An 18,358-nucleotide genomic window follows, 5' to 3' on the forward strand; every position below is an offset into this window, starting at 1 on the left:
AATAAGAAACAAAAAGGTTAGGTAGGAGTGCAGAATGGTGAGTGATTAATTTTTAATTATTGATAAGTAACTGAAAGGAAAGATTAAATTAAAAGTATATCTAAGGTGAAATTAGAATGTAACCTTCTGATTATGAATATCTTTAAATAACTAATTTACTATTAATTCTGATTACTGGACAAAACGAGGATGCGTTTCTTAGGTGTTGAGCCTTTTTCACTGATGATTTTAAAAACAGTTTAAAACTGTTAAAAAAATGAGTCCAAGACTAAGTCTTGAACTAGTATCTTCAAATTTGTCCAGTAATCAGCTATTAATTAGTAACGTTTTCCTAATTAGTTAAGTTGTTGTGCAAAAATAGATTTAGGTTTTGTTTTGAAGGCACAAAGACAACAGTCATAAGGCAAAGAGTGTTGATTTTTTTTTGTAATGATAGATATGTTTTTCCAAATGCACAAAGCCAAAAGCTCAAAATAAAGGATTTTTTAGGTCTAACTTTATTTGACAAACATAATTCAGTCTATCTAATCAGAATTTAGCTATAACTTAAATGAAGCATAAAGCAGTAGTACTCACGAATGGTCTGTTAGTAAGCAATGACGCCAAAACAGCCCATGGATTAATTCGTGGAACAGAACGTTTTGAGATAGTTGCTATCATCGATTCCCCGACTCTTCAAGGACAAGATGCAGGAGAAATTTTGGACGGTAAACATAGGAATATCCCAATTTTCGGTTCATTAGAGGAGGTTCTCCAAAATCAACTTCAGGTTGATTATTTGATAATTGGGGTCGCTACAGTTGGCGGTGTTTTGCCCAAGGATATGATTGGAATTGTAGAAAATGCCTTAAAGTCGGGGATTTCTGTGGTCAATGGATTGCATGAATACTTGACTGATAATCCTGTATTTGTACAATTAGCTGCCGAGAGAAACCTGTCATTGATAGATATTAGAAAACCTAAAAAAAGACAGGATTTACACTTTTGGACAGGTGCCATCAATGAGGTGGATGTTCCTATTGTTGCGGTGCTCGGGATGGACTGTGCGTTAGGCAAAAGAACCACCGCTCGCTTGCTGAGGCAGAGCGCAGAGGCAAAGGGGTTGAAAGCCGAAATGATTTTTACGGGTCAGACTGGATGGCTTCAAGGTGGAAAATACGGTTTTGTTTTTGATTCAACACTGAATGATTTTGTTTCTGGAGAATTAGAACATGCTATTGTAAGCTGTTGGAAAGAAACAAATCCAGATTTCATTCTGTTGGAAGGACAATCGGCTTTAAGAAACCCAAGTGGGCCTTGTGGTTTTGAGTTTATTATTTCGGGGAATGCTCGCAAGGTTATTCTTGTTCATGCCCCCAAAAGGTTGTATTTCGATAACGAACCACATTGGGGTCTGATTCCTAGCGTTAAGTCTGAGATTGAACTAATCAAACATCTAGGGGCTGAGGTTATCGCTCTGGCATTAAATACGGAGCATTGTACAGAGGAAGAATATTTAGCTTTTCAGAAAGCTTATCATGAGGAGTTGCAAATCCCTGTTATCCTTCCGCTAGAGCAGGGCGTAGAGACAATTCTGCCTTTAATCTTGAAATAACCCTTTCCATTGTTTTTCCATGAAAATTGTTGCTGTCCGCTCATTTATCAAGTTCCTCAAACTTACCAAGCCTTATTCGATTGCTTATGAGACTTTTTCGGATGTGGAGTTGGTGTTTTTTGAAATAGAATTAGCCAATGGTTTGGTGGGTATTGGCTCTGCAAGTCCCGCTGAGGAGGTTGTTGGTGAGAGTCCTCAACAAACGCTCCAGTCTTTACAGGCCGATTTTGTACAGCAACTCATTGGTAGAGATATCCGACATTTTCGCCAGATACTTTTCGAAGCTTGCCAATATTTCGGGTACTTGCCCGGTACACTTGCGGCGATTGATTTGGCTTTACATGATGTTTTTTGTAAATATTTGGATATCCCTGTGGTGGATTTTTACGGACGAAAGTTTGATGGTTTGCCCACTTCTGTAACGATAGGTATAAAAGGAGTGGACGAAACTTTAGAGGAGGCAAAAGAGTATCTTGAGTTGGGCTTTTCGGTAGTAAAGTTAAAAACTGGTATCAACTACCAAGAAGATTTGGAAAGAGTCAGAGCGTTGCGCAAAACTTTTGGAAGAGACTTGGTGATAAGAGTAGACGCTAACCAAGGATACAATCTTGAAACGCTGATGAGATGGTTTGAACAGAGTAGAGACTTAGAAATAGAGCTTATAGAGCAACCCTTAAAAGTAGGAGAGGAAGCCTTGCTACAGCAAACTTTGTCTTATGCCTCGCTTATTGTCGCTGACGAGAGTCTTAAAGATGCCAAATATGCTTTGAGATTTGCCCAAAAACCACAAATCTTTGGGATTTATAATATCAAGTTGATGAAGTGTGGGGGGATTTTGCCAGCTTTAGAAATTGCTCAAATAGCAAAAAATGCCGATATCAATATTTTTTGGGGTTGCAACGACGAAAGTATTTCTAGTATAAGTGCAGCTTTGCATACAGCATACGCCAGTCCGAATACCAAATATTTAGATTTGGATGGAAGCTTCGATTTGGCCGAGGATTTGGTAAAAGGAGGATTTCAGGTTCAAAATGGCAAAATGTTTATATCTAATCGCCCGGGTTTCGGTTTTGATAAATTATAGTTTTCTGTTTCCACTTTACAAAAGCATACTGGATTAATGTCTTCATTACAGCCCAAAATTGGCCTAAGCTCTGCAAGTTTACTGGTAGTTAGTGTTATAGTTGGCTCTGGCGTTTTCAAAAAAATTGCTCCCATGTCGGCAGAATTAGGCTCGCCGTGGCTGGTACTTTTATGTTGGATATTTGCAGGGCTTATCACTTTAGCTGGAGCATTAACCACCGCCGAAATGGCAAGTCTATTTCCTGATTCGGGCGGGGAATATCAATATTATAAAAAAGTTTACAATTCCTTTTTTGCTTTTTTGTATGGATGGGGAAATTTCACGGTTATGAAAACTGCCTCAATCGCTGCATTGGCATTTGTTTTTGCTGAGTCATTTTACTCACTTTTCTCTGTAAATTTTCAAACTTTTGGTCTTGATGCTGTAATTGTTATCAAAACCTTGGCTAGTTTATTGGTAATCGGTTTATCCTATATTAATCATCGAGGTTTAATTATTGCCGAAAAACTGAGCAATTTGCTTACCTTCTTGATGTTATTGGCGGTTATGATATTTGTGATTTGGGGAATTTTTTCAAGTAAAGGAAGCTGGGAAAACATAAGTCATACTTCGTTCCAAGGGCATCATCAAGTATCCTATCAAAATTGGATAAAAATGATTTTTACAGCAAGTTTAGGAGCTTTTTGGGGTTACGAAGGATGGAATCATATTGGATTTATTGGCGAAGAAGTAAAGTCTCCACAAAGAAACCTTCCCCTAGCCTTGATGTTTGGTACGCTCATCGTCATAGTCCTATATGTTTCACTCAATTTGGTATATCTCAAAATACTTCCAATTGAGATGTTTATCGAGATGAATGGAAATCCAAATGCTATTGCCGCCATAGAGGTGGCTCGTGTGCTAATTGGATCTTGGGGAACAGCCCTATTTGCTTGTTTGATACTGTTGACTACCTTCAATGCCACCAATGGCACCATCCTAATGTCGGCTCGACTTTTTTATGCGATGGGAAGAGATGGTTTATTTTTTAAGAAAACAGCACTGATTCATTCAAAATATCAAACGCCAACTTATGCTCTTCTTTTTCAAGGATGTTGGTCAATTCTGTTGATTTGGTCTGGTAGTTTTGATCAATTGACTGATATGTTGGTTTTTGCTGCTTTTATATATTACGGTGCAACAGCTCTTGGGGTGGTAATTCTCCGCAAAAAAGAACCCAATCTTTCACGGACCTATCGTGTTATTGGTTATCCTTTTATACCCATATTTTTTATCCTTTTTTGCATCATTTTGGTAATTGTGACATTGTTTGCTCAACCAGCTCAGGCGCTTGCAGGTTTGGTTTTGATTGGTTCTGGTATTCCGCTTTACTTTTATTGGCGAAAAAATCATTCTGACTGAGGACTCTTGTGTTCTGCTAATTTAGTGTTGAGAAAATATTTTTAGGATGATTTAAAGTAATTAAAAAGCTATTTTAGCCAATACTTTTGTCGCACGGCAAGCGGCTTGTGGCCTTGTGTAACCAATTGAGCTAATTTTGTGCAAGATTACTTGATAGATATGCCAGAAAAAAGTACCCTCAGTACATTAAGAAACAAAATTTTTTGGAAAAGATAATAAAAGACTTTTTTATCTTTTATTTTTATCATACCTTTACATCGTTAATTAACAAAGCTTACTTATGTTTTCAAAAACTTGTGAATATGCCATTAAAGCATCCATTTATATTGCATCTCAGTCTTTAGTAAGCAAAAGGGTAGGGATAAAAGATATAGCTCAGGCCATTGAATCTCCTGAGGCTTTCACAGGAAAAATTATGCAAGTGTTATCCAAAAACCACATTATTGATTCTGTAAAAGGACCACATGGAGGATTCGAAATTACCGCGTCTGCTATGCAAACGAATAAATTGGCAGATGTTGTTAGAGCGATGGATGGTGATGATATTTTCAAAAGTTGTGGTTTAGGCTTGAAGGAATGTTCCGGAGCAAATCCTTGCCCACTCCACAATCAGTTTGCAAAAATTAGGGCCGATATCACAAAATTACTGGAAACTACCTCTCTGTATGATGTGGCCACTGGCTTATCAGAAGGGATAACTTTCCTAAAACGCTAGTAATCATTGGATTATTTGGGGGCTAGTATACTTTGTCAGTTCAAAGTATGCACTGGTAAGGTAGGAAGTGAGTCTTCGACCTTTAGCTTGAGGTTTGGGGCAAAACTATTCCTAAAAAGCCTAGAGGGTTTTCTGCCTTGTTCTCCCCAATTAAATCTAATTTTGCCTAGTTATTTTATTGTTACTATTTTTTTACTTGTATAAAAGATAAAAAGGTCTTTTATTCTTAAATCAAACTTATGGCAAGTGCAAAAACAATAGAAATCGTAAAAGCAACAGTTCCTGTTTTGGCGAATCATGGTGAAGCTATCACTAAAACCTTTTATCAATTGTTATTTGAAAGAAATCCTTCTTTAAAAAATGTGTTCAACATGACCCATCAGGTACATGGAGACCAACCTCGTGCGCTTGCAAATGCCGTATACGCATACGCCGCAAACATCGATAATCCTGCGGTTTTGGCGAAGGCTGTATCACAAATCACCCAAAAGCATAGCAGTCTGTCGGTTACTCCCGAGATGTATGATATAGTTGGAGCAAACCTATTGGAAGCTATCCGATTGGTACTGGGTCAAGCGGCCTCAGATGAGATCATTAATGCATGGGCCGAGGCATATCAAGAATTAGCAAATCTTTTCATTAACATCGAGGAAAACATCTATCAGAATGCCGAACAAAAGGAGGGAGGCTATCGAGGTCAGAAGGAGTTTATTATTACAAAAATTGAAAAGGAGTCAACAATTATTAGTAGTTTTTATTTAAAACCTCTTGACGGAAGTCCAGTTCCAAGTTTTAAATCGGGTCAATATGTGGCGGTAAACATCAGTATTCCTGATTCTGAACATACCTACACACGAAACTACAGCCTCTCGGGTTGTCCAACACAAAAAACATGGCGTATTTCGGTAAAACGAGAAACAGGAAAACCCAAGGGTTTGGTATCAAACTATTTTCATGAACACTTGAAGGAGGGGGATATTATCAAACTAGGTATTCCATCAGGTGATTTTACGCTGGAGCCGACACAAAAACCCATCGTTTTAATTGCGGGAGGGGTTGGGATTACGCCCTTAATGAGTATGTACATGGATTTATTTCATCACGCCCAGAATGAGGTGCTGTTTATTCAGTGTGCTAAAAATTTGAGTTCACATGCATTTGTCGAGAGAAGTCGCCAACTTGCTGAAAAAAAGGAAAAATTTAGTGTGATTTCTATTTATGACGAACCAGCCTCGACTGATCAACCAGACTTTCAAGGTTTTCTTAGTCCAGAAATTCTTCAGACAAATATTTCTTCACTCGATTCGGAATACTATTTCTGTGGCCCCGTTCCTTTTATGAAACAAGTAAAAGATATGTTGCTGTCTTTGGGTGTCCCAGAAGCTCAAATGCATTATGAATTTTTTGGACCTAGTGGCGATTTGTAGAGTTAGTTTGCTGGAAAATTTCGGGTATAGAGCTTAGGCAAAAATATCTAATTAGTCAGAAATTTTGCTGAACACTCAACCCTACAAGCCTACAAAGCCCCATTTGATATTTCGAGTCAACAAAAGATCAAATGGGGCTTTGTAAGTAGGAAAACAGTGTTAGCTAATAGTATAATGCTTGTTTTAAGGTTTTAATAATCAAAAGATTATAGTTGAGTTTTGCTTCAGATATACTATTGACTTGATCTTTCCTATTTCTTAATTTAATTTAAAAGTTAAACCATTAATTTTTTCTAATTCTTCAAGAAATACATTGTTAGGAGAAATTTTATTTTTTCTTGACAACATAGTCACCTCTACTTTATCCTCAGGGTCTACTACTTTTACCGAAACAGTACAAGAACCTTGATGTTGTTGGAATAGCTGATTGAGAGATTCTATAATTTGTGCATTTACCGAAAGAAGTCCCAGTGTGATACTTAGTTCTTTGGTATATTTATCCCTTATTTCGGATAATAATTGCATACTCATAGGCTTAAACTCCCAATCGTCTGGTTTTCCCCATCGGTTTTTTACGGTACCTTTAATATACAAAAAGCGGTCCTGTGATACATATTTTGATAGATTCACGAAGTCTTCGCCAAAAAGTGCAAATTCATAACTCCCATTATAGTCCTCGAGGGTAAATAGCATAAATGGATTGCCATTTTTGGAATATCGTTCGACCACCTTCGTTACGATTCCTCCTACATTTACCTCTTTTCCACGATAAATTGGGTCCATTACTTTATCGAGCGTAGTTGTACAAAAACTATCCAATTCGAGGCGATAGGTGTCTAGCGGGTGACCAGAAATATAGATACCCACCACATCTTTTTCGAATTTGAGACGTTCCATTTGTGACCATTTTTCGATAGTTGGGATTTTAGGTTTAGCTATATCCGCCCCACCACCTTCGCCTAACATACCAAAAAGCGAGGCCTGTGCTGAAGAGGCGATTTCTGCGGATTTGTTGGCGTATCGAATCAGTTTTTCAATAAAACTAGAACCCTCAGAATCCTCAAAATAGATAGCGCGATGGATATCAGGATAACAGTCGAAAGCACCAGCATAGGCCAAGCTTTCTAAGGTTTTTTTGTTTACAGTACGCAAATTTACCCGATTCACAAAGTCAAAAATATCTTTGTATGGACCATTTTTATCACGCTCTTCGATGATTGATTCAACAGCAGCATCACCAGTTCCTTTAATCGCACCCAGACCAAAACGAATTTCACCTTTTTTGTTTACTGCAAAAGAACGGTAAGATTCATTAATATCCGGACCAAGTACTGGAAGTCCCATTCTTTTACATTCCTCCATAAAGAAGGTGATTTTTTCTATTTGTCCGAGCGAGTTGGACATAACCGCTGCCATATACTCGGAAGGATAATGTGCTTTTAGGTAACCAGTTTGATAAGCCACAAAAGCATAACAAGTAGAGTGAGACTTGTTGAAGGCATATTGGGCAAAAGCCTCCCAGTCAGTCCATATCTTGTTGAGTTTGTCTTCAGGATGTCCTTTTGCTTTGGCACCATCGACAAATTTCCCTTTCATTTTATCCAGCGTTGCTCGGTCTTTTTTACCCATGGCCTTACGCAATACGTCGGCGTCACCTTTAGAAAAACCTGCCAGTTTCTGAGACAAAAGCATTACCTGCTCTTGGTACACCGTAATTCCATAGGTATCTGACAAATATTCCTCCATCTCTGGTAAGTCATAGGTGATTTCTTCACGACCATGCTTACGAGCAATAAAGTTTGGAATATATTCTAGCGGCCCCGGACGGTACAGCGCGTTCATCGCAATCAAATCGGAGAATTGATCGGGTTTTAGTTCGCGGAGATACTTCTGCATTCCGACAGATTCAAATTGGAAAGTACCATTTGTTTCTGCTCGTTGATACAGTTCATACGTCTTTTTGTCGTCTAATGGAATATAATCCAAGTCAATTTCAACCCCGTGATTCTGCTTGATTAATCGCAGAGCCTCCTTGAGTATAGAAAGAGTTTTCAGACCCAAAAAGTCCATTTTGATTACTCCAGCATCCTCAATTATTTTACCTTCAAATTGTGTAATCAATAAGTTTACCTCTTTTGAAGTAGCAACGGGTAAAATTTCAGTCAAATCTTTAGGTGCGATAATAATCCCTGCTGCGTGAATACCCGTCCCACGAACCGAACCTTCCAATACCAAAGCTTCTTCCAAAACTTTTGAACGTAAAGAACCTTCTCGACGAATTTCACGAAGTTTCTTGACGTTTTCTAAATCTTCCGCTTGTAATTGTTCTTTTTCAGCTAATGATTTTTCTCCTACTAATGGAGCATTCATTACTCGGTTCAAACTAGTACCTGGCTTATCTGGAACTAACTTTGCCAGCTCATTGGATTCGTTCAAAGGCAAATCCATTACACGTGCAACATCCTTGATAGACATTTTGGCTGCCATTGTACCGTAAGTTACGATATGGGCAACTTGTTGTTTACCATATTTATCTACCACATAATCAATTACTTTTTGGCGACCTTCATCATCAAAGTCCGTATCAATATCGGGCATAGATTTACGGTCAGGATTCAAGAAACGCTCAAATAGTAGGTTGTACTTGATTGGGTCAATATTGGTAATACCGATACAGTAGGCTACCGCCGAACCTGCCGCCGAACCACGACCTGGCCCTACAAATACCCCTAAGTCTCGACCAGCGTTGATAAAATCTTGTACAATCAAGAAGTAACCCGCAAATCCCATGGTTCTTACCACGTGTAACTCAAAAGCCAGACGTTCTTTGATATGTGGTTCTTCCCAATTTTCACCATAACGATTGCGTGCTCCTTCCCATGTTAGATGTTCGAGATAATCGTCTTGGGAAACAAAACCTGCAGGAATCTGATAATTAGGAAGCAAAATATCTTGCTTCAACTTCAGGTGGTCACACTTATCTACGATTTCGTTGGTATTATCAATCGCCTCAGGAAGATGACTCCAAAGGTCTGTCATTTCTTGTGTTGACTTAAAATAAAATTGGTCATTGTAAAAGGCAAAACGTTTTCCTTTTACACTTTCGCCATCATCTACATCTTTGTAAGTTGGGGTAGACTGCTTTTCGCCAGTGTTGATACACAACAAAATATCATGGGCATTGGCATCCTTTTGATCGAGATAATGAGAGTCGTTTGAAGCAATAACTTTTACATTATACTTTTTCGCGAATTTCAACAAAACCTCATTTACCTTGAGCTGGTCTGGAATATCGTGGTTTTGAACCTCTATATAATAATCTTCACCGAAGAGGTCGAGCCACCATTTGAATTCTTTTTCACCCTCTTCCTCACCATGTTTGAGGATAGCCTGTGGCACAGAAGCACCAATACAGCATGTAGTAGCAATTAGTCCTTCGTGATATTGCAGAATCAATTCTTTATCGATACGAGGATATTTACCATATAAACCCTCGATGTATCCCAAGGAACAGAGTTTGACCAAGTTTTCATAACCTTTGCGGTTTTTGGCCAGCATTAGTTGGTGATTACGACGGTCTTTTTGGTCTTTTGAAAAGGATTTTTTGTGGCGATCTTCCACTACATAGAATTCGCAACCTACGATAGGTTTTACGTCTCCATGTTTTCCTGCCTCTGCCACAAACTGGAAAGCGCCAAACATATTCCCGTGGTCGGTAATGGCCACGGCTGGCATGTTATCGGCCTTTGCTTTGGCAAAAAGCCCCGAAATTTTTGACGCTCCATCGAGTAAGGAGTACTGTGTATGACAGTGTAAGTGACTAAATTGCATAACTTCTAATAGTAATATTGGCAAAGAAATGGTTTAAAGAAACCGATTTCAACATTAATTTCATTCCTACAACAACTGAATATCTGGCTCCTCATGGTCGAAGAAAATCACGTTCAGGTAATCCAAATAAGGTTTTAGCACTTTACATGTTTCAGTTACCTGTTCTACAAAGTTTGGAGAAAGTACTTCTTCATTGGTAAATTTTTTCCAGAAAAACATTTGTTTCCATTTCAATAACTCAATTTCTGGATGGTTTTTATCATACCCTTTTGGCGAAGTTTTTACTTTCTCTCCCTCGGGTGTTCCAAAGGTCTTCACAAAGAGAGGGTCAAAAATAATACCTTTTAATGTTTCTGGACTAAAATCTATTTCTTGACGAAAGGCAGCTAGTTGTTCTGCCGTTGGCGAATACATTCCTCCGCCCAAAAACGAACCACCATCTTCTATATGTAAGTAATAATCCATTTTTCCAGACTTGCGACCACCCTCCGAAAAACTCGCGGATAGCCAAGTTTTATATGGGGCTTTGTTGGCCGAAAATCGTACATCGCGGGCAATTCTATAATTACAGTCTTTAATTTTTACGCCAGACAAGTTTTCAAACGTTCCAATTGTATTAATCAATTCTTGGATAGTTTCTTCAAAACTTGCTTTTACTTCGTCGTATTCCTTCTTGTTGGCGTGAAACCATTCTCGGTTGTTGTTGATTTTGAGTTGATTAAGGTAGTCAAAAGTTTGTTGAGTAATGGCCATTGTGTTACTTTTTTGGGATGTATTATAAATCTTATTTGTGAAGTTACTCAAAATGTTCAAACCATGATTTGACGGATTGGAGGAATTTGTGGAATTTTGCATAAAAATGAACTTGAAGCTGCTATGGCTTCAATATCACAAAGAACCAATTAATCCTTCTAGCATGAGAATACTAACAGGCATCCAAGCATCGGGGCGTCCACATTTGGGAAATATTTTGGGAGCGATTCGCCCAGCAGTAGCCTTGTCTAAAGAACCAAAAAATGAATCATTTTTGTTCATTGCCGATTTACATACTTTAACCAGTTTGAAAGATGGTGATGCACTTCGTCAAAATACTTATGCGATTGCAGCGGCATGGTTGGCTTGCGGCTTTGACCCTGAAAAAAACTTTTTTTACCGTCAATCAAGATTGGCTGGCTATCATACCGAACTAATGTGGTATCTCAATTGCTTTACGCCATTCCCGATGTTGGCTAATGCGCACAGTTTTAAAGAGAAATCTGAAAAATTAGCAAGTGTAAACGCTGGATTGTTTACCTACCCAGTTTTACAAGCAGCCGATATTGTTTTGTATGATGCTCAATTGGTACCTGTTGGTAAAGACCAACGTCAGCATCTTGAAATGACTCGAGATATTGCAGCCGCGTTCAATCGTCAATATGAGGAGGATATTTTGGTGCTTCCAGAAGCACGAATTGATGAATCAGTGATGACAATTCCGGGAATTGATGGTCAAAAAATGAGTAAGTCTTATGGCAACTTTATCGATGTGTTTTTACCAGAAAAGGAATTACTAAAAGTTGTTAAGAAAATTGTGACAGATACCACACCATTAGAAGAGCCTAAAAATCCAGATACTTGTAACGTTTTCAAGTTGTATGAATTGGTTGCCACTACCGAGGAGGTCGCTTCCATGCGTGAAAAATATTTGGCTGGTGGCTTTGGCTATGGTCATGCCAAACAAGCTTTACATGAAGTTTTGGTTCGTGAGTTTGCCGAAGAAAGACGCTTGTTTGAGTATTATATGAACAACCTAGACGAGCTAGAGGCAAAATTAAAAATCGGAGAAGCCAAAGCGGAAGAAATCGCCAAAGCAACGATTGAGCGTGTGCGCAAAGTGTTGCGATTTGTTTAAAATACCCAACCGCGTCATTTGAGTGTTGAATTGTGAGTGCTGAGTTTTGAATGTGTTTGTTAATATTTTAATATTCAAATTCACAACTAGTATTATACAAAGGATAATAAAAACCATTTATTTCGGATATTGGATTTCGGAAGTGTAGACTTCTATATTTTGTGAAAAATAAAGGTATTTTACTTTACTTCCCAAATCCAAAATCTGCAATACTTTAGAGTCCCTCGTACAGCACTCATACCTACACGATTTTGACACGGAGAAACTTCTCCTCCTTCATCTGTTACAGATAAGTTTTACCTCATAATTATGATAGAATCTCTCAAATCCTTAGATACCCAAGCTTTTCTATTCTTGAATGGTATGCATCATCCTGTAATGGATGGGTTCATGAGTTTGATGACCAATAAGTTTACATGGATTCCCTTGTATCTCTTTTTTCTTTATTTTATAATGAAAAAAGAGGGTAAATCAAGTTGGAAAGTCTTAGTAGCGATATTGTTGTGTATCTTGATTTCAGACCAAGTTTGTTCTGGCTTACTAAAACCCTTGGTAGCCAGATTACGTCCTTGCCATGAGCCTAGTTTAGCCAATTTAATACACTTGGTAGGAGGTTGTGGAGGACAATTTGGTTTTTGTAGTTCTCATGCAGCGAATAGCTTTACCTTGGCCGTTTTTTTCTACTTAATGTACGGAAAAAGTCAAAAATGGGTCAAATTATTATTTCCTTGGGCAATAATTGTAAGCTACAGTCGTATCTATGTTGGAGTTCATTACCCTGGAGACGTGATTTGTGGAGCAATCATTGGTTCGCTTGCGGCCTACGGGGTATCAAAAGTGTATTACAACCTTTTTAGCTCAAAATAGTTTACTCTTTAATAATACTCAATAATTGATAATCTATGAAAATGCTTATTAACCTCTTTGGAATCGGATTAATTTTGTTGTTTTCTCATTTTTATAAAACAGAAAGTACTTCTGTTGAAGGTATGTGGTTGACAGCAGATAAACTATCCAAAATTCAAATCTACGAAGAAAATGGAAAATATCACGGCAAAATAGCGTGGTTAAAGCAACCCACTATTAATGGTAAACCTGTTTTGGATACCCAAAACCAAGATGAGTCGCTGCGCAATAAACCGATGCTGGGTTTGGTTTTATTGAAAAACTTTAAAGAAGAATCCAAAAATACATGGAGAAATGGCACCATCTATGACCCTAGAAGCGGTAAAACGTATGATTGTGTATTGACACTCAAGAATGCAAATACCTTAGATGTGAGAGGATATATTGGCAAACCAATTTTTGGAAAATCGGTTACTTTTACGAGAGAATAATCTCTGGATTGAGTGATTTTTTTATCAATTTCAGGGCATCTAAGGATGGGTTCTTAACAAAAAAATGCGGTCGAAAACTCATTCCGACCGCATTTTTTTTGTTAATATTCACCCACTCAAATCACAAACCAACTTACATTTCTAACAAAAATTTCATGGTATCTACTCCATCTGCATAATCCTCCAATTTGGGGCATTGGGAATCTCCAAATGCTACAGAATTAGGAAACCAAGCATCTTTGGAAACGATACACTGAATTTTTTCTTCATGAATCTTTAACTTTTCAGTCAAATCTTGCTCATTTTCGTATTCTTCATAAAAGATAACAGAAATAGGCGAAACCAGATTTTCACTTGGTGTTGCTACTAAGAATCCATTATCAAAATGTTTTACGCCATTGATGAGGTAAATCGATTTATTGTAATCATAATTATTTTTGTATTTATGATTCAAGAAAATATCTCCAAGTGGTTCGATAGCATCATAAAAACCTGTGAAATCGTAATTTGTGGGCACATATAATTTTGAAACATTTCGACAGCCTAATCCAAAATACGAGGTAATATCTTTTCCGAGCGCCAAGAAGTCAGCGGAACTTTCATTACCCTTTATGACCCCTAGCGAACTTCGGTTTTTTCGAATAATATGTGGTTTGTTGCGGAAGTAATATTCAAAATAACGGGCAGTGTTGTCTGAGCCAGTAGCAATCAATGCATCTACATTTTTCATTTGCTCGGCAAATTCTATTGGTAGTTCGGGGGCAAATTCTATTAATTTTGAAATAAATCCTCTCATCAAGGCACTGTCTTGTGAACTAAGTTTTACTACACAGCTATTTCCAGAAATTAATACACAAAACAAATCATGAAAACCTACCGCAGGAATATTGCCAGCCATGATTAAACCTACTCTTTTGGGATTTGGATTCTCATTTTTGATTTGATAATTACCAATCCACTTACGAATAGCAGCCTCGTCCAAGAAATATTTAGCGATAGCCTCGATAGCCGAGCGAGTATTTTCTGGAGTAAACCAGTTGTTTTGGTGATAGGCTGAATCTACCCAAAGTTCAATTTCTGATTGATTTTTTGAGTCCTTCAAAAAGCGTCCAAGCGCCAAAAAAGCCTCAATTCTTGCTTCTAGTGTCATAATTATTCGATAATTTTCACAAAGGTAATCAAAAAGAGGAAATAAAATTTTTACAATAGTCTTCAAACTATCTAGTCTATTCGCTGTTTAGTTATTAAATTTGTGGCTAGTTATCAGTTATCAAAATCATTATCAATAAATTTTGAATTTAGCGCGATAATCTTTTCCGATTAACCGATAGCCATAAACCGATAACGTTTTAATCAATTATTTAAAAAGCTATGGCAATTATTATCACTGAGGAGTGTATCAACTGTGGAGCCTGCGAACCAGAATGCCCAAACACAGCCATCTATGAGGGTGGTGTAGAGTGGACTTGGTCAGGTGGGACAAAATTGGTCGATGTTGAATTGGAAGACGGTACTGTTATCAACGGTAAAGAACCAATGGCTCCTGTATCTGACGAGTTTTATTATATTGTATCCGATAAATGTACTGAATGTATGGGATTCCACGAAGAACCACAATGCGCGGCTGTATGTCCTGTAGATTGTTGTGTTCCAGACCCAGAGTATGTGGAAGACGAAGAAACATTATTGGCCAAAAAAGCATGGTTGCACGCTGAGTAACATGGTATAGTACAATTGTAAATTTTACTATTGAGCCCCAACTTCAAGAGAAGTTGGGGCTTTTTTATTGGAAAAATTTAATTTTTTCTCAATATGTCCTAAAAATAATATTTGGTTTATTGTTCGTTTTGCCAAATAAGTTTAAAAATGAACTTAGTTGTTATTTTTTTCTGTAAAAAGGCCTAAATTAGGGTTATAAAAAGATTGATTTTGGATTATTTTTTGAAAAATAGCAAAAAATAGGTTTAAAAATTATCTAAAAAATTTGGAATAATGATTTTTACCTATAATATTTGCACTGTAATCAAGCATTAATAATTAATCAATTAACCAAATAATATTATGAAAAAGACTTTAACGGCATTATTTTCTTTGTTTTTGGCAGTTCCTGCATTTTCTCAAGATAAGGAGGAAGATAAAGGTAAGTTTACGTTCTCTGGATACATTGATTCTTACTATTTGTCAAACTTTAATAATCCTAGAGATATGAAGAACACAGGTGCTTCGGGTACGGCTAGAGCATTTGATCAAAAAACAGGTTTCTCTTTAGGTTTGGCCCAAACTAAAATTGGATACTCAACTGCCAAATCTGATGTTGTTGTTGACTTGGCATTCGGTCCAAACGCTGACTTGGGTAACTATGGTAACAATATTGGTCCATTAGGAAAAGACGGATCATCTTCTTTGATTATCAAACAAGCTTATTTCAACTGGAAGGCTACAGATAAATTTACTTTAACAGCTGGTCAGTTTGGTACTCACATCGGTTATGAAGTAATCGATGCCCCAGCTAACTATCACTACTCGCTTTCGAACTTATTCAACAATGGTCCTTTCTACCATGTAGGTGTAAAAGCAGCTTATGCCTTCTCTGACAAATTTGCATTGATGGGCGGTATTGTAAGCGGTGTTGACCAATTGTATAGCAACAATAACAAACCTGGGTTGATTGCGCAGGTGTTTGTACAACCAACTGCAGGCTGGAACGTATACGTGAATGGTATCACTATCAACCGTAATTCGAAAGACCCTGTAACTGGTTTGACTCCATCAGGAACTTACAATTTGTTAGATTTGACTACTACTTATCAAGTAACAGATAAATTTTTGTTTGGTGTGAATGCTGCAACTGGTGAGCAAGGTGGTAAAACTTGGGGTGGTATTGCTTTGTATCCAAAGTATGACTTCACAAGTACATTTAGCTTAGGTGCTCGTTATGAATCATTCTCTAATAAAGACGGTGTAACTGCTTTGATTGATGCCAACGGAAATGGTGTAAGCGTTAACTCATTCACAATTACTCCTACATTTACAGTAGCAGATGGCCACTTGTTATTGAAGCCTGAATTCAGAGTTGACTCTTACGACAAAAACTTCTTCGTAGATGGTGACGGAAAAGATACTAAATCACAGTCAACATTTACTTGGGCAATGATTTACAAATTCTAATAAAGATATTACAACTAAGTCAGGAATATCTATCCCTTTATTCCTGACTTAATTTAAGATAATTGTCTGATGGTAACAAAGGACAATCTCTGAAAACAAAATCCATAAACCCTAAAACTTTTAGTATCATGACACAACAAAAACCAACTTGGATCCCGATGCTGATCCTCTTGGCAATTGCGCTTTTTGCAGCTTTTGTACCAACCCCTGGTCCTGCGGTCACTGAAGGTCTCGACACAGGTGATATCGCTTGGATGTTAGTATCATCAGGCTTGGTATTACTTATGACCCCAGGCTTAGCCTATTTCTATGGTGGTATGGTTAACCACAAAAACGTAATCTCGACCATGTTGCAATCATTCATTGCAATGGGCGTAATTACATTGATTTGGGTAATTTTTGGTTTCTCATTAGCATTTGGTAGCTCGATTGGTGGTATCGTTGGTAACCCATTAGACTATGCATTCTTCAAAGGAGTGTTTGATGGTAAGCCTTGGTCATTAGCTCCAACAATTCCATTTGCTTTGTTTGCTTTCTTCCAAATGAAGTTCGCGGTAATTACACCAGCTTTGATTTCAGGAGCTTTGGCTGAACGTATCAATTTCCGTGCTTTTGTTTTATTCATGGTATTGTTCTGCGTGGTAGTATATGCTCCATTAGCTCACTGGACTTGGCATCCAGATGGTTGGTTGTTCAAATATGGTGTACTTGACTTTGCAGGAGGTACTGTTGTACACATGTCGGCAGGTTGGGCAGCACTAGCAGGTGCTATTTACTTGAAACGTCGTAAATCACATATCGAAGCCAATATTCTTCCTCCAGCAAACATCCCTTACGTATTGTTAGGAACTGGTTTGTTGTGGTTCGGATGGTTCGGTTTCAACGCAGGTTCGGCAGTAGGTGCAGGTGCTTTGGCTGTGTCAGCTTTCGCAACTACGCACGTAGCAGCAGCTTCAGCAGGTTTGTCATGGGTATTATTTGATGTAACTCGTGGACGTAAAGTTTCAGCATTAGGTTTCTCAATCGGTGCAGTAGTTGGTCTTGTAGCAATCACACCAGCATCTGGTTTCGTTTCAGTACCAGCAGCTATCTTCATCGGTACAGTATCAGCAATCGTTTCTAACATCGCTGCACACTGGAGAGCAAACTCTAAATTGGATGATACATTAGACGTATTCCCTTGCCATGGTACAGGTGGTATGATGGGTATGTTGTTGACAGGTTTGTTTGCTTCAAAAGCAATCAACGGAGCTGTAGCTGAAGAAGGTTTATTCATCAGCGGTGACGCTTCTTTGTTCATCAAACACATCGTTGCATTGGTTGTTGTTTCAGCATTCGCTTTCTTAGGCTCTTACGCATTGTTGTTTATCACAGACAAAATTATTCCATTGCGTGTAACAGAAGAAGAAGAAAGAGTTGGTTTGGATATCTCACAACACGACGAATCTTTAGTAGAAGTTTAGGATTAATAACTATACAAGCATGACCACAAGTAATGGTTCTTGTGGTTTTGTTTCAGAAAAAATGCCCTCAGACTCTGTCAGAGGGCATTTTGTTTTTTTGGGGGTAATAAATTTCTGTCGAACGTTAAATACCTTATTAATATCACATTTACTAATAGAACTCACCTCCTTCTTTGTCTATTTCCTCAACATGCCCATAAAGTTCTGTTGTTTCCTGAAGGATTCGAGCGGCTTGGGCATACTGATTACCCTCATCTTGCATGAGCATTTGTTTTACGTGTTGAGATGAAAATCCTTTACAACGCTAACTAAAAGCTTTACGATATTTTTCGAGTATGGTTTGCTCTGATGGAGAGAGGTTGCCTCTACACATTAGCTAATCTTTGTTCTTATCTAGCTTATCTTGAGTTTTAGCCAGACTCTGTTCTTTTTTCTGAAGTTCTTCCA

14 protein-coding genes are annotated in these 18,358 nt (G+C 37.9%); 11 read left to right on the forward strand and 3 right to left on the reverse strand.

Going from position 1 to position 18,358, the window contains the following annotated elements:
* The first annotated feature begins 550 nt into the window (after window positions 1–550).
* The 5 genes from ACOVQ4_RS23475 (at window position 551) to hmpA (ending at window position 6,221) form a co-directional block, all read left to right on the forward strand.
* Window positions 551–1,594: a DUF1611 domain-containing protein gene (locus ACOVQ4_RS23475; RefSeq protein WP_421823017.1), complete on the forward strand. Its 1,044-nt coding sequence runs from the start codon at window positions 551–553 to the stop codon at window positions 1,592–1,594.
* A 19-nt stretch (window positions 1,595–1,613) separates the two neighbouring features.
* Window positions 1,614–2,678 (forward strand): mandelate racemase/muconate lactonizing enzyme family protein, encoded by a 1,065-nt coding sequence (locus tag ACOVQ4_RS23480; protein ID WP_421823018.1) that lies wholly within the window; start codon window positions 1,614–1,616, stop codon window positions 2,676–2,678.
* A gap of 36 nt (window positions 2,679–2,714) precedes the next feature.
* Window positions 2,715–4,079: an APC family permease gene (locus ACOVQ4_RS23485; RefSeq protein WP_421823019.1), complete on the forward strand. Its 1,365-nt coding sequence runs from the start codon at window positions 2,715–2,717 to the stop codon at window positions 4,077–4,079.
* Between the two features lie 280 nt (window positions 4,080–4,359).
* Window positions 4,360–4,794: an RrF2 family transcriptional regulator gene (locus ACOVQ4_RS23490; protein ID WP_421823020.1), complete on the forward strand. Its 435-nt coding sequence runs from the start codon at window positions 4,360–4,362 to the stop codon at window positions 4,792–4,794.
* A 239-nt stretch (window positions 4,795–5,033) separates the two neighbouring features.
* A complete protein-coding gene (hmpA, locus tag ACOVQ4_RS23495; RefSeq protein ID WP_421823021.1) occupies window positions 5,034–6,221 on the forward strand; it encodes an NO-inducible flavohemoprotein in 1,188 nt (395 codons plus the stop codon).
* 258 nt (window positions 6,222–6,479) lie between these two features.
* Here hmpA and dnaE read toward each other — a convergent pair whose 3' ends face one another.
* Together dnaE and ACOVQ4_RS23505 are read right to left on the reverse strand one after the other, a co-directional pair.
* Window positions 6,480–10,052 (reverse strand): DNA polymerase III subunit alpha, encoded by a 3,573-nt coding sequence (gene dnaE / locus ACOVQ4_RS23500; protein ID WP_421823022.1) that lies wholly within the window; start codon window positions 10,050–10,052, stop codon window positions 6,480–6,482.
* 66 nt (window positions 10,053–10,118) lie between these two features.
* On the reverse strand, window positions 10,119–10,805 hold the full coding sequence (locus tag ACOVQ4_RS23505; RefSeq protein ID WP_421823023.1) for a DUF2461 domain-containing protein: 687 nt from the start codon (window positions 10,803–10,805) through the stop codon (window positions 10,119–10,121).
* A gap of 106 nt (window positions 10,806–10,911) precedes the next feature.
* Between ACOVQ4_RS23505 and trpS the strand changes: the two genes are divergently transcribed.
* The 3 genes from trpS (at window position 10,912) to ACOVQ4_RS23520 (ending at window position 13,280) form a co-directional block, all read left to right on the forward strand.
* On the forward strand, window positions 10,912–11,943 hold the full coding sequence (gene trpS, locus ACOVQ4_RS23510) for a tryptophan--tRNA ligase (RefSeq protein WP_421823024.1): 1,032 nt from the start codon (window positions 10,912–10,914) through the stop codon (window positions 11,941–11,943).
* A 309-nt stretch (window positions 11,944–12,252) separates the two neighbouring features.
* Window positions 12,253–12,810 carry a phosphatase PAP2 family protein gene (locus ACOVQ4_RS23515; protein ID WP_421823025.1) on the forward strand — a complete coding sequence of 186 codons (558 nt, stop codon included), beginning with the start codon at window positions 12,253–12,255 and terminating at the stop codon, window positions 12,808–12,810.
* A gap of 35 nt (window positions 12,811–12,845) precedes the next feature.
* Window positions 12,846–13,280 (forward strand): DUF2147 domain-containing protein, encoded by a 435-nt coding sequence (locus ACOVQ4_RS23520; RefSeq protein WP_421823026.1) that lies wholly within the window; start codon window positions 12,846–12,848, stop codon window positions 13,278–13,280.
* Between the two features lie 133 nt (window positions 13,281–13,413).
* Here ACOVQ4_RS23520 and ACOVQ4_RS23525 read toward each other — a convergent pair whose 3' ends face one another.
* On the reverse strand, window positions 13,414–14,430 hold the full coding sequence (locus tag ACOVQ4_RS23525) for an acyl-CoA reductase (protein WP_421823027.1): 1,017 nt from the start codon (window positions 14,428–14,430) through the stop codon (window positions 13,414–13,416).
* A 221-nt stretch (window positions 14,431–14,651) separates the two neighbouring features.
* On the opposite strand from ACOVQ4_RS23525, the gene ACOVQ4_RS23530 reads away from it, so the two are divergent.
* The 3 genes from ACOVQ4_RS23530 (at window position 14,652) to ACOVQ4_RS23540 (ending at window position 17,911) form a co-directional block, all read left to right on the forward strand.
* Window positions 14,652–14,999, forward strand: coding sequence for a 4Fe-4S dicluster domain-containing protein (locus ACOVQ4_RS23530; RefSeq protein WP_095165955.1), 348 nt, complete (start codon window positions 14,652–14,654; stop codon window positions 14,997–14,999).
* Between the two features lie 342 nt (window positions 15,000–15,341).
* Complete coding sequence (locus tag ACOVQ4_RS23535) at window positions 15,342–16,448, forward strand: porin (protein ID WP_421823028.1); 1,107 nt, start codon at window positions 15,342–15,344, stop codon at window positions 16,446–16,448.
* A 128-nt stretch (window positions 16,449–16,576) separates the two neighbouring features.
* On the forward strand, window positions 16,577–17,911 hold the full coding sequence (locus tag ACOVQ4_RS23540; RefSeq protein WP_421823029.1) for an ammonium transporter: 1,335 nt from the start codon (window positions 16,577–16,579) through the stop codon (window positions 17,909–17,911).
* Window positions 17,912–18,358 lie beyond the last annotated feature (447 nt).

It is taken from the genome of Flectobacillus sp. (assembly GCF_049240685.1).
Classification (GTDB): domain Bacteria; phylum Bacteroidota; class Bacteroidia; order Cytophagales; family Spirosomataceae; genus Flectobacillus.